The sequence below is a fragment of the Paenibacillus sp. B46(2026) genome, assembly GCF_056786355.1.
The window spans coordinates 5,588,511-5,604,556 of record NZ_CM165907.1; the positions used below are offsets into that span (position 1 = coordinate 5,588,511).

A 16,046-nucleotide genomic window follows, 5' to 3' on the forward strand; every position below is an offset into this window, starting at 1 on the left:
TTGTAAATACGTTAGCAACCTCCTGGTAAAATGTTAAATTCCTTAAATTATTACTACTAGGGGTTACGGTCACTTCAATGAAAACCTCATAATATCCTTCTTTAATGGGGTATCTATAATCTTTATGACAGATTGTAATATGAAGTGCGACACCTACTGGAAATAAAAAAATGGCTCATAGCCTGATTCGTGTAGAATGAAAGTTACCACACAAGCATTCACACAAGGAGAATCAGTCCATGAGTTATTCACATCTTAGCATAATCGAACGCAGCAAGCTAGAAATCCTCCACAGCCAAGGCCAAAGTTCGAGAGCCATTGCAAAAGTACTAGGGAGGCATCCGTCGACGATTTGTCGTGAGTTAGATCGTGTTACTGCATCGCAACCCTATCAGGCAGAACAAGCTCAAAACGCTTATGAGGAGCGCCGTAAGGCTTCTGTCTCTCGAGGTAAATGGTCAGAAGCCTTGGCTGCTTCCTTGGAGAAGAAGCTTCAGGCGACGTGGTCTCCAGAACAAATCACCGAACGTTTCCGTATGGAAGGCCTGCCAACCGTCACCTTCAAAACCATCTATCGCTGGATCTACACGGGGCGCTTGGTTCAAGGCGTATTACAGGTTCTTCGGCACAAAGGGAAGCGTCAGAAACCCGCAGAAACTCGCGGTAAATTTGCCATTGGTCGATCCATTTCGGATCGTCCCAAAGAGGTACGTTCCCGTGAAACGTTTGGGCACTGGGAACTGGATACCGTCGTATCGGGCCGTGGGAAAAGTAAAGGCTGCGTGGCCACGTTGATTGAACGTAAAACACGCCTATATACCGCTGTTCTCATGCCCGACCGTACCGCTTTGTCAATGGAGATTGCACTCGGTGTAGCCATCTCACAGTACCCTACAGGGACCTTTCTCACAGCCACGGCTGACCGAGGAAAGGAGTTTGCATGCTATGCCAGTCTGGAAACCACGCATAACCTGCACGTTTATTTTGCTGATCCGTATTCCTCTTGGCAACGCGGTTCCAACGAGAATGCGAATGGCTTACTACGAGAGTTCCACCCCAAAGGTACAGATTTCGCTCAAGTGGAGGATGAAGAACTCGCACACTCACTCGATCTAATGAATCACAGACCACGAAAATGCTTGGGTTGGAAGACGGCTCACGAATCTTTTACAGAGGAACTGTCGCACTTGGTTTGACAATCCGTCTTATCAATAAACATCCTACCATAAATATTGTTAATATTTGTCTTTGATTGTGCATCGACAACAATCATCCGATGCGGGGTCATTGTACCTAAATTGTTTCGAAGTTTTACTGTCTTGCCCACTATACGATCAAAACTCGAACTAACACCCTCTTCGGATTTTAGATATATGTATGGTGTTGCAGACGTCAGATTTGTTCCTGTCAGACCTACCTCGCGCATTTCATTCAGATCGCTATACGAATTCGCCTTACTCTCCTGCACCTGTTCGTAACGCGACAAAATAACCGCCGCCTCTGCTCGTGTGGTTGTTTTCCCCGGACCAAACGTACCGTCTGGGTACCCGCCCATCAATCCAGTTCCCAATACCACCGACACATAGGGATAGGCTGCTTTCTTCAAGCCACCCTTGTAGAACTCAGCTACAGGCACCAACGTATTTTCTGTATCCTTCAACGCTTGCTTGTAATCCTCATTTTGAGCTGCAAGTCCTGAGCCGAGCCACTTCGCCATTTCCTCTCGTGTCAAAGCCGTGCCTGGCTTAAACCCATTCGGATAATCCGAAGGCTTCAGAAAACCAAAGGATACCGCACGATTAACTTCTGCCTCTCTCCAATGCCCGGTCAAATCCTTAAACACATTAGTTTGCTCCGTATCCGGCGTCCCTTTAGCCACTCGGGCTAGCAATGCTGCAAATTCCGCACGTGTTACTGTCGCTCCAGGCTTAAATGTACCGTCACTATATCCTTTGAAATAACCTTTTGCTACCGCTGCATCGATCGATGCTTTCGCCCAATGGCTCGTAGGCACATCTTTAAATGAGGCAACAGCTGCTTTAGTGGTGTTTCCGGTGAAAGAAAACATTCCAATTACCAATGCACCGCTTAATATGAGTTGTGTTACTTTTTTCAAGTTTTTCATGCTCCATTTTTGATTTTTTTCTGCGGAATCCTTCATGCCTATGTACCTTTTTTTTCCTTGAATCTACTATTTTGCTATCATCAAATATATAGACTTATTTAAATAAAATAGTTCACTAAGCAATATATCCCATTCTAGTTCCATAAATATTTTACCATAATATGATACCTATCCATAGGTATTAAGACTCATTCCCCTTGTCTAAATATCCCTGAATCCATATATAATGCTTCTTACCTTACTTGGATACTCATAGCTTTACGTATGTACTTGCTATTCTCTCCCCCTCATCTTTTCTCACACCATAGGCTCATCATAATAATGAAAAAACCTTTAAATGGCTTTTAAACACCATTCAAAGGTTTCTTAGTTTTGATTCTATCCTTTAATTTTGATACTTTTCTATTTATAGAAACTTCCCGTTGCGACTAAAACTGCCTCAGACTTTTATTTGTTGAATAATTATTTGCAACCTATTCTTCTCTTGTAATCATTAAAAATAAAGATTTCATCCATCATTTGCAAGAAAAATCATCGTTCACCAGAAATTTTCGACATGCTTGAAGAAGAATTACTATGAATTCCTAAGAAAACCTCAAATTTCATGCTTTTGCTGAGATCCTTAGTATTTTCTGAATATCATAAAAGGTAATTCTATTATATCTCCTTGAATATTTCCCATTGAATATTTTGAAAGAACTCCTTTTTATTCTTAATATCATCCTCAAAAGGCAAAGAGATTGATACGAACACTCCAGTAAACGATATATTATCTTCTAAGCACATCTGTAAGACTTTCTTCATATCTTGCTGATCTTTCTCATTCAGTCCCTTATACCCTGGAACTATTACAGTCCTAATCACTTTTAATTGTTGTTCTTTATCATTAATATCTAGATCACAGATCTCTTCATACTGTTCTTCTGTAAGGAAATCTACATCAAGATATTTTAAAATAGTTACTATACTTTCATGATTTAAATTACTCATAGTTTTTTAATTCTCCTGTGATATTAATAGGTGATCTTTCTGCAACCTATAATTTAATGCCCCACCTTGGGAAAACAGTAATAGGCTGATTGTTTTGGTTAAAAAATACTTGTCCAGAACGAGATAAACCATAATCTAATGTCCCACGTTGATAGCCTGACCCCACAATATGATTGAATGAGATAGGATTCTGAGCATGTGACAATTGTCCTGTATTCTCCAATATTTGCTGTGCACGTTGGATCATATTTAGCTGATCTCTATGACTAAAGAATTTAGTTGCAGCGGCTGGTAATCTAGTTCTACCTCTTCTATCAGTATCTACTACTCCAGTAGTGGGATTGATCCCCTGTGAAGCACGGTCGTATTGTGACTGTAATGTTGTCTGAGCTCCATGTCTTTCTAAAAAATGTGCACCTGGTGTAGAGTTTTCTAATTCTTGTAGTCGCCGATAAGCGTTATTTTCAGCTAACTGTTGTAATCGAGCTGCACGTTGATCATTGGAAAGATGTGAATACTTCTCCTCTTGATTTCGAAGACTCACACCCCATCAATCCCAACGGATCAATATAACTCACCGGATTCCCGTTCACATACGCATACCGGTTAAATGTCTGCCCATCCTGAATTTCTCCGCGAATTACGTCTCGATTCAGGAACCGCTTCAGCTTCGGATCATAGTACCGTGCTCGCATGTAATACAGTCCATTGGCATCGGTCATGACCCCATCTCGACCATTATACGCAAACGGCTGCTGGGTTAATCCTTCATGTTGCTCCAGTTCGCCATATAATCCATACGTATAGCGGTCCGTCACCCGGTTCTGCTCGTCCGTTAGCAACGTCGTACTGCCAGGCAAGTCATAACTGAGATACGTTCCGTCGGCATCTTCTCTTCTAATCACGCGTAGACTATAAAAAAACCTTGATGACATTATGTCAATCAAGGTTTTAAAATAACGTTAATTTAGATCTCATTTTATAACGCAATAAACTAAATATTACGTTAATTGGATAACATTCATCATTTATTTTAAACAGAGGGTACTGTGCTCGCATTTAGTTCACATCCGTAATGCCCTTATCTCGTCCCTTACATACATTTATGCGAGTAGCTGAATCATGCTTCCTTCGTGCTGCACAAGACCACCATATCGAAATAAATACGTATATCGATCCAGCAATTAGGTAATGCTTCGCCGAATGGTTTTTAGTTGTATTGTGCACGTGCCCACAGAATGTACACATCTCATCTAAATATTATCCCTTATCTTCTTCTGTGACTTCGTTACTCATAATATACTCTATATCTTTATCAGTATATTCGTTACCTTCTGATACTGGATGCCCATTAACATCTAATATCCCTAAAACTGTTTTATCTCTATCAGATACAATTAAAGTATATTCCTCAAATATAAACTGATTTGGCTGTAGATCTACAGTTACTCTCCAAGCAGTTCGAATATCATCATTCTCTCTATTTTCGATATCTACTATAAACGTATACTCTTCATCAAAAAATAGGGATTCTATTTGTTCATTAACTACTCCATCCAGTTTATTTTCTCTATGATATTTTTTTGCAATTTCAATCACTTCATTTGGCTTCAATACTGTGTCTATTGTTATTTCTCCAACTTTACGATAATGCCTTGGAAAATCTTCATCAGCTAATTTAATAATTTTTTCAAGTTCTTCTTTAGTTCTATTGTATTTTTTCATCCCTACACTCCTTTCAACTATTTAGATTTTAATCGTAATCCGTTAATATACTCTAATGAGTGTTTAATTGATGCATCATCAAACAAATGTTGATTTTTCATTATTTGTTCAAATACATATTCTTCTCTTTCCAGACGGCTCAATTTCATATAAGCATCTTTCCCTATATCTAACCATTGTTTAGCATGATAACCTTCATGATATAAATTAACGACAGTGGGATTTTTCTTAATGAAAATTTGTCCACTTCCAAAGTCAAATGCCGCCTCGTAGTGTGTCTTAGTCTTACGTTCAACATTTCTAACAAAATGAGCTATTCATAGTCAGATCTATTTCAGTATGAGAAAACCTTGAACGGTCTTGCAAGCGTTCAAGGTTTTCTCAATTAAAGCCTATCTATATGATGAAAGAAAAAAGCAAGAATTTAGAACTAACTTAAAACTCTTCTTCAGAAATTACTTCTATAGATTCACAGTAAAAATCAATATATCCGAATCCATCATCCTCTCCATACCCACTGTCATCATGAACATGATAGTACTGGTTGCGCACTACTACTCATCAGCAATCCATACAGACTCATTTAATATCGAAGAGTCGGATAATATATCGCAAAGCTCAATAAGGAGTTTCTTTACCTCCACATTTAAAAGCGCTGTTTGTATTTCTTTTAGTTGTTTTAGTACAATTGGTATATCCGGAATCTTCCACGGTTTTTCCCACCAAGGCTCTTCAACATTGTAATAATAGGCCAGACCGGTCCAGCCGTTGTCCTCGGGCTGTATTTCTCTCATTATTTCATCAAAATAGCCATCCCAGATTCTTAATATATACTTATCTCCATTAGAGAGATGCCTTATAAACTGTATCTCTCCTTCGCCCTCATAGCCTTCATAGTATTTACTGTTTATAATTTCCATAATCAGTCTCCTTGTTATGGCGCTGGCCAGTGTCCATTTTCCAACAACTTATTTTGTTCTGCTGTTGCACTGCCATTCTTTCTAGCGTTAATAGCAGTCTGCCATTCATATCTCGGAGTCCATTGATTATCACCAGTTAAAATATGAAACGTCTTCTGCTGTCCAGTAGTATTTCCTGGTGTGGTTCGTTCAACAACCCAGGTATTACCTTGATTTTGAGGCGCTCCAGGTGTGCGCGTATGCCAACGTCCTTCATACTTGTAATCCCCGTCTGACCATTTAAACTGTATCTGCTCATATCCAGTCTTTGACTGTATTTTTACTGATGCAGTAGGAGGAATGCTTATAGGCGCAGATTGAGAGAGATTTGAGCGTATTCTCGCTTCTCTGTCCTGCGCTTTCCAATCATCACGTGTTGTTGTTCTTTCATCAGGTTGCGGTTTATACCCTCTATTTTCGAGACCTTGTCCCGTCCCTTCACACTTCATCAACCCTAACGGATCGATATAACTCACCGGATTACCATTCACATACACATATCGGTTAAACGTCTGCCCATCCTGAATTTCTCCACGAATTACGTCTCGATTCAGGAACCGCTTCAGCTTCGGATCATAGTACCGTGCTCGCATGTAATACAGTCCGTTCGCATCGGTCATGACCCCATCTCGACCATTATACGCAAATGGCTGCTGGGTTAATCCTTCATGTTGCTCCAGTTCGCCATATAATCCATACGTATAGCGGTCCGTCACCCGGTTCTGTTCATCCGTCAGCAACGTCGTACTGCCACGTAGATCGTAGTGGTAACTCAGATACGTTCCGTCGGCATCTTCGCGTCCGATGAGTCCCAGACCATAGATGTAACGGGATTTCACATTCCCTTCCCCATCCATCTCCATCAGCACCCGGCTCAGTTCATGTGCATCGTCAATGACATAGCGAGTCACTTGCCCTCGCTGCGCGAGTTCAATTCGGTCCCCCTGCGGGTTGTAGCGATACTTCAGCTTGCCTGCCTTCACCAGACGATTTCGGGCATCGTATTCGTAGGCCGAAGCGGTGCTGCCATCCGTTGCATACAGCAGATTACCGTTGGCATCGATCTCGACGGGATAGTCCCCTACCCGCTGAAGCCGGTTATCCCAGGTATAGTGCAGATGCTGCGTGGGTGAAGTACTCGTGAATTCCGTTTCAGAGGCCCCTACTTGTTCGGTTGTCAGGTTCCCCGATGGGTCATACGTGTAGTGTACAACACGACCTGGCTCGGCGCCACTGCGCAGGCGTTTCAAGGTATCGTACGTGTACTGTTTGTTTTCTTCCTTCAGCAGCAAGCCGCTTGGGCTGTATGCGTACTTGAATTGCTGTAAACGAATGCCTTGTCCGCTCGTATCCGTCAGGCGAGTCAGTTGGCCTGCGGCATCGTATTCCCGTTGCTCTTGGCTACCGTTCGGGCGCTGCGTGTCGATGAGCTTCCCGCTTGCATCATAACGGTACCGGGTCAGGCGACCGTTCCAGTCCTTCACTTCAACCAGTTCACCCGTGGCTTGGTAGCGATACTGCACCACTTTGCCATCCGGATAGGTCAGTGCCGTCATCCGGCCCGCCGCATCATACGCATATTGCAGCAAATGCCCGAATCCATCGGTTCGCGTGAGCAGGCGTCCTGCCGCATCATAGGTTCGTTCCTCATGCTGCTCGGCTTCGAGTACACGCGCCACTTGTCCATCGGGCGTGTAGGTCAGCACAATTTCGCCCGCTTCATCGGTTGCCCGGGTCAAGCGGCCCGCGGCATCATACGTGTAGCGGGTTTCCTGTCCCTTGGCATCCAGCTTAGCACTTAGCCAGCCACGATTATCATAAGTATACGCCGTCCTTGCACCTGCCGCATTCATTTCCTGCAACAAGCGACCACTGCGGTCATACGTTAGACGGGTCTCGTTTCCACTGGCATCGGTGTAGCTCGTATTCCGATCTTCCCCATCCCATGTCTGGCGATAGGTCACTTCATCTGCGCCTTCGCCTTGAATGACTTCGGTCAGACGGTGCGCGGCATCGTAGCGATAATGGCGGGTATGACCATCTGCGTCGGTATCTTCGACGCGTTGATGGAGGGCATTAAACCGCAGCCGCGTCATGTGGCCGAGTCCATCCTGCCAGGCAGTTGGGCGACCAGCCGCATCATAGGTCAACTGCTGTACCGTCCGGCCTTCGCCATCGACGACGGAGACCAGACGACCTGCACCATCATAGTGATACTTCGTGATGTGTCCCAACGCATCGGTCACGGACTGCAAACGACCTGCGGCGTCATAAGAAAGTTGAGTCGCTTCGCCGAGCACATTCGTCTCGGCGATCAGGCGGTTTTCGGCATCATAGGTATACTGCCGAGTGTGACCGAGCGCATCGGTGATGGTCGCGACTTCACCATTCGGCGTATACGTATACTGCATGGAGGCTCCAGACGGACGGGTCTCCCGAATGCGCTGCCCGCTGGCATCATACACAGTCTGCCACGTGAGGCCTAGCGGGTCGGTGATGGATGTCAGGCGATCTGCACCATCGTAGCTCCGGCGACTTACACTTCCTGCGGCATCCTTCAGTTCGACCAGTCGGCCTGCTTCATCCCAGCCAATCTGTAAACGTCGACCTTCCGGATCCAGCGTATGTTGCAGCTCGCCTGTCTCGCTGTAGGCATAGGTCCAGATGGCTCCCGTGAAGTCCTGGTACGTAGCCGTTTGTCCGGTTTCGGTGTAGGTCCACTTCGCTGTACTACCATCTGGAAGGCTCACTTCGGTCAGTCGTTGTTGTTCATCGTACTGGTAGCGGGTTACGCCACCTTCGGCATCCGTTTCACGCTCAACTTGGTGGTGCGCAGTATAGTGATATTCCGTTTCATGACCTAACGGGTCGATTTCGCGGATCAGATGCCCATCCTCATCATAGACATACGTCGTGGTTTCTCCCAGCGGATTCGTCGCACTGGCCATCTGTCCTCGTGGCGTGTAGGTATAACGAGTCATACCGCCATCTTCGGCATGCACTTCGAGAAGCTGTAAGGCGTCATCATGCACGAGGGTACGTGTTTGACCCAGCCGATTGGTCACAGTGGTCCACGTCTGACCCGGATGACTCTCGGTATCATACTGGAACTGGAATTGGCTTCCTGCCGCATCCGTCTGCTCCACAATTCGGTAAGATGCATCAAAGGTGTTCGTAAACTGGAGGATGCCACTCTCCGTCAGGGAGATCAACCGTCCATCCTCATCCGAAACCAAGTCGGTTACTACACCCCCCGGCTCGATCATGCGAACCAATACGCCCTTCGGGCTATATTCAAATGTTACACGCCGCAGGGCATCCTTCACTTCTTTCAGTTCGCCTGTCGAGGTATAGTCCAAATGTAGGGAACGCTGGGTTGCCCGATCGGTTAGGGTCATCAGGCGACCCGCTGCCTGATAAGCCATATCCAGCGTTAGGCCACTGGACTGCGTGTGACTGAGCAGTTGTCCTTCTTCGGTAAATCGATAGATCTCACGCGGCTCACGCGTTGTCAGTTTCCAACCATCATCTTCCCGTTCGAGCACATCCCAATACACATCGAGATCTGAACTTCGATAGGTTCCATCGGCTTGATAGATGAATTGGTTGTGACGTCCTGCTGTCCAATAGACGTCAACGGCAGGCGCGTGCTCAGCTGAATCCTGGATTGAAGAATGAACATGTAATCGCAGTCCATACTGGTGCGTCCAGGCAGGTCCCAGTTCCCCTCGTTGCAGTAGGCCTGAGTGGTAGATCAAGGTCAAGGGCCAATCGGTAGCCCCATGCAGCTTCAGGATATCATGGTTCATAAACTGATAACCGGTAGCCGCATGGATCGGATCACCCGGACAGCTTTCTTTGTTGGATTTGGTTACATTCTGCGTTTCGGTAGTTCGCCCTGTAGATGGTTGATGCGGCGAAGAATCGATATCCTTCGACTTGGGCGCCCCTGGTACCTCTGCGCCTTTCGGAGCGTTACCTCCGGGTGTCTTCTTTATCATCGAAGCGGCCGCTGCAGAGCCCGTTCCTGCCGCCGTTCCTGCTGCAGCCGCTGCTTTTTCGGCATCGGTGAGTCCCGTATCATGGCGTGTGGACCCGGCATCGCTTGGCGCATCGTCTGCTTTGCCCGTTGGTTTGTTACTGGTTATCGGCGCGTCACCCGTATCCCTGGAGCCTGCGGGGGCTTCGCCTGCCTTGGTCGACTTCGGCGTCGCTCCGGCAATATCCTCCCCGGCTTCTCGGGTCGAGTTCCCGGGCACTCCCGCCTTGTTCGGGCTGGTCGGGATCGCATCGATTGCATCATCGGCGTTACGCCCGACGGTTTTTGCTGCATCTACGGCGTCGTCCGCATGCTTCACCGCTTTCCCGGTCAGATCCATGGCTTCATCCGCATATTTAAAGAGGGAAGCCGCTTTATTGGCTCCTTTCCCCAACGGCCCCAGCACGGAGAGACCTCGTTCGTACCATGCGAGCTTCTCTCCGGTCAGCAGATCCCGACCCGTGATGGCCTCGATGATCCCTTTCACATTGCCGACGACAGGCAAGAAATCCAGCACCGTCCCCAATGCAAAGGTGAGGAAGCTCGCCAGCTTCCCCCAGTTGAATTTTTTGCCCTCCCGATCCGCTTGTTCATATTCTTCTCGTTTGCGACGGGTCAACTCCGACAACAGTTCCAGCTTGCTTTGCAAGCCGTCCAGTTCCCGCATCAGGTGGGTGAATGTACTTTGTACCCCGCCTTGACTGAGGGTTTTATAGCTTAGGCTGTTCATGGACCGATTCAGGTCCGCGCGCAGATCCCCCATCTCATCCGCGGCTCCGTTCAGACTTTTTGAGGTCCGCTTCAGGTCAGATAGGCTGACTTCCAATTTCATGGCTGTTCCTCTTTTCTATGTACAATGGATATACTTTTTCAATAGATACTTCTCATGATTTGCACCGCTTATTGTTCTAAAAAATGCGGTATACCGTAAGGCATACCGCAAATGAGTCTACAGTGTTCTCTTTAAAAATGACTTAGACTATATCATGTTATTTCTCATTTCTACATTTTAAAACTAATGCGGTACCTGCGCACTAAAATCATCCCGGCTCGAGCGATCGGCATGGTAGAAGACCACGTCTCCGTCCCGCAACGTAAAGCTGTTTCCGTAGCTATCCTTTACCTCACGCTGGAATCCTTCTAGCAACCATTGATTCATCAGCGGGGCATGGATATATTGCAGATGCGGCGCCGCCAGATTTCCTTCTCGAATGGACTCAAAGTTAAAGTTCACCACGATATACCCATCCTTCAAGAAGATTGGTGATTTAGCATCCAATCCGCCTGCGTACGTCCATACTCAGCCAAGTTTGTTCCCGCTTGCACCACATAGGGCTCGGCAGGTAGACTGTATTCCCCGTACCATTGTTGAATGGCTGCATTCGCACGCAGTACATCGGCACTGGCGGTCGTTGGAATATTGGTTTTGGGACCGATAAATGTCCGCAACTGTTCTGGCATCAAGAGTAGGCTGTATCCGCCTACTGGCGTTTTCATTTTCGTGAATTTGTCTCGATAGTACTCTTGGTACGCTCGTTCACTCATCATCCCCGGGTGGATTTCACCATATCGGTTGTATTTGTACGTCGCTGTATCTCGCAGTTGTTCGGACGGAACTTGACGAAGCCGATCATTCAGAATCACAAATCGTTTCACCTGATCCTCTGCCGAGCCGATGCGGATAAAGTTCCGCTGATTGGTCGAATAATACAAATCCACGGGCACACGGGTTTGGCCATCCTTGCTCACAAAATCAAAGGTCGGGGTCAGACGAATCCCGTCTCTCGGACCAAACATATTGCCTTTCGTTTTAAAATCAAACTTGAAGTGGTATCCCGTTTTCACCGCCACATTTTGGTATCCCTGTAGCGGATGGCTTCCCGGACGGATCGGTACGGTGAACTGCGAGAAATTGCCTCGCTTGTCCCCATCGATATCCTGCGTGCCTGTCCAGTAGCTAATCCACGTTGGGGCAATGCTGCCCTTGAAGCGCCGGAAAACAAGTTCCCAGTTGTAGTCCGCAATATCCGTGATTTCAAAGTCATACAATCGGCCAATAACCTCGACGGATACTTCATCGGATGCAACGTGGTAGTACAGATCGGTATTCGCATCTGGCTGAGCATCGACTTCTGACTGCATAGGGTACTCGGACGGTGCATTTTCCGCAATGTTGCGAAACTCGACCTGGTAATCTCCCTCATCCACCCAGACGGGTAAATAAAAGGTCGTATCCAGCACAGGAACCTCAATGTCAATCCACGTATTTCGTGGATAGAACTCTGTCCGGTCGGCACTATACACATCAAACGGGAAACGCACCTGTTTGATCCGATAATACTTCGCATAGTCCCGATCTCCGTATCCCGGATACGAGCCTGCATCCAGATGCTGGCCGCTCGTCGGGATGCGAACCGTGAACGGTCGCTCCAAAATGAGCGCGGACCGACTCATGTTCGGCACCGTTTTCTGATTATGCGGCTGATCATCCGAGACAAGCGAGTAGTTCACCACTGGGGTATGGACGGTGACGGTGTTGATCGGATCGACAGAGAACGTTTTTCCTCCACTGCCGCCTAAGGTGATTGGATGGAGGGCATATTGGATTTCCCCTGTGGACTCCGTATCCGCTTTATTCAAGAGTGTCCGGGGAATCAACAGCTGATCTTCATACAGCACCTGCTCCCCGGTATTTTTATACGAGCCGATCTTCGTTGGTGCCGGGATTTGCGTCGGATCCGGTCCATTTTCAACCACCGTGCTGCCATCCATGACGTTTGTCGTTGAACCCTCCCAGGTAAAGTCCAGCGCATCGTTCTTCACATCAGGCGGGCCCGTTTGACCCTCCGCTATACCTTTCAGTAATCCTTCATCGTTCGGGATCGGTAGCGGGGCATAACCAGAGCTCGCCAGTACATCCGGAACGTAGCTGATTTCCCCCGTTTCTTGCGGCATGACATGAATCTCCACATCTTCGTCATGCTCCATCTCCAGCTCTGGCGGTGTATATCCCTGGGGCCAGAGTGTAATCCGGCTTCCGTCAGGAAGAGCATAATTCTCCATCTTCGCCTGTTCGATCGAATACAGTTCGACGTTATTAATTTTCCAGTAGCTATAGTTTCGGTCAAAGCTGAACGTGTACTTCACATCAACCGTATCCGAATCCTCGGTATCGGGTTGCGGGATAGACGTACCATTCGGTCCTGGCAGGTTAGGCTGCTTCACTTTCCAGGTCCGGGCATACGTAAGGTCCGCGGTACAATCATAGGTAATCGTCCCTTGCTGTTTGCCAAAGGTATGCTGGAACAGATAATTCATCGCCCACGTATTGGCGTACAGGTGCTCCGAGGTCGGTATCCCCCGCGTGGCATCAAAATGAATTCCATTCGTTGGATCATCCGCCAAAATATGCCCTTGGGCACCAGGGTCCATAAACGCAGTTTCGGGTGCGGCTACCTCATTCGGTGGATTGATGGTATATGTACAGCCTGCAACTCCCCCTGGTGGGGCTGTCCCATCACCCACCGTGACTTTTAAGTATGCAATGAGATCATATTCATAGGCATCGTCACTTTTCCATTGCACAGAAATTGTTGCGATCCCGGGACTTATTCCTTTGATCTTGCCACTTGGGTTAACATCTACTACCCCACTTTGGTCTGATTTCCATGTCACACCAGAACGTGTCGATATATTTACCCAATTTCCATACCCACTAGCCCCGTTACTCATGGTGGCCACTTCACCTTTAAGATAGGCTTCTTCATCTATGGCTAATCGTTGGGTTCCCGTAAGACGAATTTTCTTTTGCTCAGTCCACTTGCCTCTCCATGTAATAGTCAGAGGAGTAAGATATAATGTACTATGTTTCATTTGCCCTTGGTTGTTCTTGCCATAATCATCAGTATACTGGGCTTCGTACAAACTTGAACTCTTTTTTCCCGTATCTGATATTAACGTCAAAGCTGTTCGGGATTCATCAAGTATCAAATTAGTAATTAACGATTTTTGCCCTTGAACTCCTGTTGTTTCAGCTTTAACGATATGAGGGTTGGGCACAGTTTCCCGAGAAACTTTTGTTCCAAATTTATCTCGATATTCATCTGGTACGTATGCTGAGTTTCCTGCCATTCGAATGTGATCTCTTACTTCTGAGACAATTGGAGCTGGTATCCCATTATAGATGACATTTGATGCTTTCACGTCTCCAAATGAGGACTCTGCAATCCACTCCAAACTGTCAATTTGATACCAATACACACCAGGATTTGCCTCTTTTATTCCTTCAAAAATTCTTACGACCTTTTGATAACCTGTTGGCCCCTTTGGTAGTGCTACAGGATCATCCAATTTAATTAATTCCATATTATCTTCCGCATCTGGACTCACAACCACTACTTTTTGGTCGGTTTGACTATTGGCCGCGTTAGCGAAACTCCCATTAATCAGAATTAACATAGCAACAATACTAACAATAAGAAAAAATACATACACTCTCGTTTTCTTCATTCGAATCATCTCAGTGGAAGGCTAAAGGAGGCGCTAGTTTTTTTATCAACGGTGAAAGACTTCCATGTTTCACTTAATGACCCATCTGTTGTTCGTTTTAAAAGAAATTGCATCCAAAATGTTCTTGGAGTTTCCTTCTTGAAGAAACCCGAATTTACATACTCTTCTACAGGTAGATTGATTATTCCAAAAGTTTCTACTTTTCCGCTTTTAAAGTTACTTACCGTTGTAAAAATACCAGCTACCGCTTGGTGGAATGCCAAATTTCTTAGATTGTCCCCAGTAGGTTTCACAGTTACTTCCAAAAAGACATCATAATATTCGTTATTCATAAAACCATAGTCTTGGTCTATAAACATCCTACCATAAAGATTTCGAATATCCGTCTTAGAATATGCATCGGCTACAATCATCCGATGCGGGATCAGGGTGCCTAAATTATTACGTAATTTAACCGTTTTACCGACAATTCGGTCAAAACTTGCACTCGTACCGTCTTCGTTTTTCAGATAAACATATGGCGTAGCAGACGTCAGATTGCTTCCCGTCAGACCTACCTCACGCATTTCATTCAAATCTCTGTAAGAATCGGCCTTACTTTCTTGCACTTGATCGTAACGGGATAAGATCACAGCCGCCTCTGCTCGTGTCGTTGTTTTTCCCGGACCAAACGTTCCATCGGGGTACCCACTCATTAACCCAGTTCCTAATACGACCGAGACGTAAGGATATAATGCTTTCTTCAAGCCACCCTTGTAGAACTCAGCTACAGGCACCAATGTGTTCTCTGTGTCCTTCAACGCTTGCTTGTAATCTTCATCCTGAGCTGCAAGTCCTGAGCTCAGCCACTTTGCCATCTCCTCTCGTGTTAAAGCCGAGCCTGGCTTAAACCCATTCGGATAATCCGAAGGCTTCAGAAAACCAAAGGATACCGCACGTTTCACTTCTGCCTCACTCCAATGCCCTGTCAAATCCTTAAACATATTAGCTCGCTCTGTTTCCGGCGTCCCTTTAGCCACTCGGGCCAGCAATACTGCAAATTCCGCGCGCGTCACTGTTGCTCCGGGCTTAAACGTGCCATCACTATATCCTTTGAAATAACCTTTTGCTACCGCTGCATCGATCGATGCTTTCGCCCAATGGCTCGTAGCCACATCTTTAAACGAGGTAACTGCTGCTTGACTCGTGTTTCCGGTGAAAGGGAATATTCCAATTACCAATACACTGCTTAATATGAGTTGTGTTACTTTTTTCAAATCTTTCACGCTCCAATTTTAAATTCTTCTCTCTTGATCTCTTGCTACTTATGTACTTTTTTAAGTCTAGATATTGAGACTTGTTTATCACCTCGATAATGTGGTTATAATTCGTTTTTATTTAAGACCCTCGTTAGTTTCAAAATGTTATCCTATGCCTAGGACATCTACAACCTAAGATCCAATCAAAAATGCCATTTATATGAATATTTTACCACTATAGACTCAAAAAATATAGGTCTATTGAATCAAATAAATCATTGATAACCCTAAGTAGGTTTTAATAAACGCTAAAATTAAAACAGAAAAACTTGAATGGAATTCATCTCCATCTAAGTTTCCATAGATCACATCTAATAATTTACTTATATTATTTGAGCCTGAGCGATCATCTGCATCTAACAAAGAACTACTTGTTTAAACGAGTTATACACCCTTATTCA

Annotated in this window: 13 protein-coding genes; 1 reads left to right on the forward strand and 12 read right to left on the reverse strand. The window is 45.8% G+C overall.

The window, feature by feature from the left end; translation table 11 throughout:
• Positions 1 to 239 precede the first annotated feature (239 nt).
• On the forward strand, positions 240 to 1,196 hold the full coding sequence (locus AC1S8V_RS24755) for an IS30 family transposase (RefSeq protein ID WP_482071163.1): 957 nt from the start codon (positions 240 to 242) through the stop codon (positions 1,194 to 1,196).
• On the opposite strand, the gene AC1S8V_RS24760 is transcribed toward AC1S8V_RS24755, so the two are convergent.
• The 12 genes from AC1S8V_RS24760 to AC1S8V_RS24815 all read right to left on the reverse strand — a co-directional run bounded on the left by AC1S8V_RS24760 (position 1,157) and on the right by AC1S8V_RS24815 (position 16,008).
• On the reverse strand, positions 1,157 to 2,125 hold the full coding sequence (locus AC1S8V_RS24760) for an S-layer homology domain-containing protein (protein ID WP_482071164.1): 969 nt from the start codon (positions 2,123 to 2,125) through the stop codon (positions 1,157 to 1,159). The two genes, AC1S8V_RS24755 and AC1S8V_RS24760, sit on opposite strands and share 40 nt — an antisense overlap.
• A 657-nt stretch (positions 2,126 to 2,782) precedes the next feature.
• On the reverse strand, positions 2,783 to 3,115 hold the full coding sequence (locus AC1S8V_RS24765) for a hypothetical protein (RefSeq protein ID WP_482071165.1): 333 nt from the start codon (positions 3,113 to 3,115) through the stop codon (positions 2,783 to 2,785).
• Positions 3,116 to 3,161: 46 nt separating this feature from the next.
• Positions 3,162 to 3,659, reverse strand: coding sequence for a hypothetical protein (locus AC1S8V_RS24770; protein WP_482071166.1), 498 nt, complete (start codon positions 3,657 to 3,659; stop codon positions 3,162 to 3,164).
• On the reverse strand, positions 3,613 to 4,020 hold the full coding sequence (locus AC1S8V_RS24775; RefSeq protein WP_482071167.1) for an RHS repeat-associated core domain-containing protein: 408 nt from the start codon (positions 4,018 to 4,020) through the stop codon (positions 3,613 to 3,615). The genes AC1S8V_RS24770 and AC1S8V_RS24775 overlap by 47 nt, the downstream gene beginning before the upstream one ends.
• A gap of 355 nt (positions 4,021 to 4,375) precedes the next feature.
• Positions 4,376 to 4,840, reverse strand: coding sequence for a hypothetical protein (locus AC1S8V_RS24780; protein ID WP_482071168.1), 465 nt, complete (start codon positions 4,838 to 4,840; stop codon positions 4,376 to 4,378).
• Positions 4,841 to 4,857: 17 nt separating this feature from the next.
• Entirely contained in the window at positions 4,858 to 5,157 is a 300-nt protein-coding gene (locus AC1S8V_RS24785; RefSeq protein WP_482074578.1) for a zincin-like metallopeptidase toxin domain-containing protein, read from the reverse strand.
• A gap of 237 nt (positions 5,158 to 5,394) precedes the next feature.
• On the reverse strand, positions 5,395 to 5,760 hold the full coding sequence (locus AC1S8V_RS24790; protein WP_482071169.1) for a dihydroorotate dehydrogenase (quinone): 366 nt from the start codon (positions 5,758 to 5,760) through the stop codon (positions 5,395 to 5,397).
• A 14-nt stretch (positions 5,761 to 5,774) separates the two neighbouring features.
• The gene (locus tag AC1S8V_RS24795) at positions 5,775 to 10,670 is read right to left on the reverse strand and encodes an RHS repeat-associated core domain-containing protein (protein ID WP_482071170.1); all 4,896 of its coding nucleotides are present in this window, start codon (positions 10,668 to 10,670) and stop codon (positions 5,775 to 5,777) included.
• Positions 10,671 to 10,853: 183 nt separating this feature from the next.
• Entirely contained in the window at positions 10,854 to 11,117 is a 264-nt protein-coding gene (locus AC1S8V_RS24800; protein WP_482071171.1) for a hypothetical protein, read from the reverse strand.
• The gene (locus tag AC1S8V_RS24805; RefSeq protein ID WP_482071172.1) at positions 11,090 to 14,347 is read right to left on the reverse strand and encodes a DUF5704 domain-containing protein; all 3,258 of its coding nucleotides are present in this window, start codon (positions 14,345 to 14,347) and stop codon (positions 11,090 to 11,092) included. Before AC1S8V_RS24805 ends, AC1S8V_RS24800 begins: the two co-directional genes overlap by 28 nt.
• Before the next feature lie 5 nt (positions 14,348 to 14,352).
• Positions 14,353 to 15,612, reverse strand: coding sequence for an S-layer homology domain-containing protein (locus AC1S8V_RS24810; RefSeq protein WP_482071173.1), 1,260 nt, complete (start codon positions 15,610 to 15,612; stop codon positions 14,353 to 14,355).
• Between the two features lie 231 nt (positions 15,613 to 15,843).
• Positions 15,844 to 16,008 (reverse strand): hypothetical protein, encoded by a 165-nt coding sequence (locus tag AC1S8V_RS24815; protein WP_482071174.1) that lies wholly within the window; start codon positions 16,006 to 16,008, stop codon positions 15,844 to 15,846.
• Between the last annotated feature and the right edge of the window lie 38 nt (positions 16,009 to 16,046).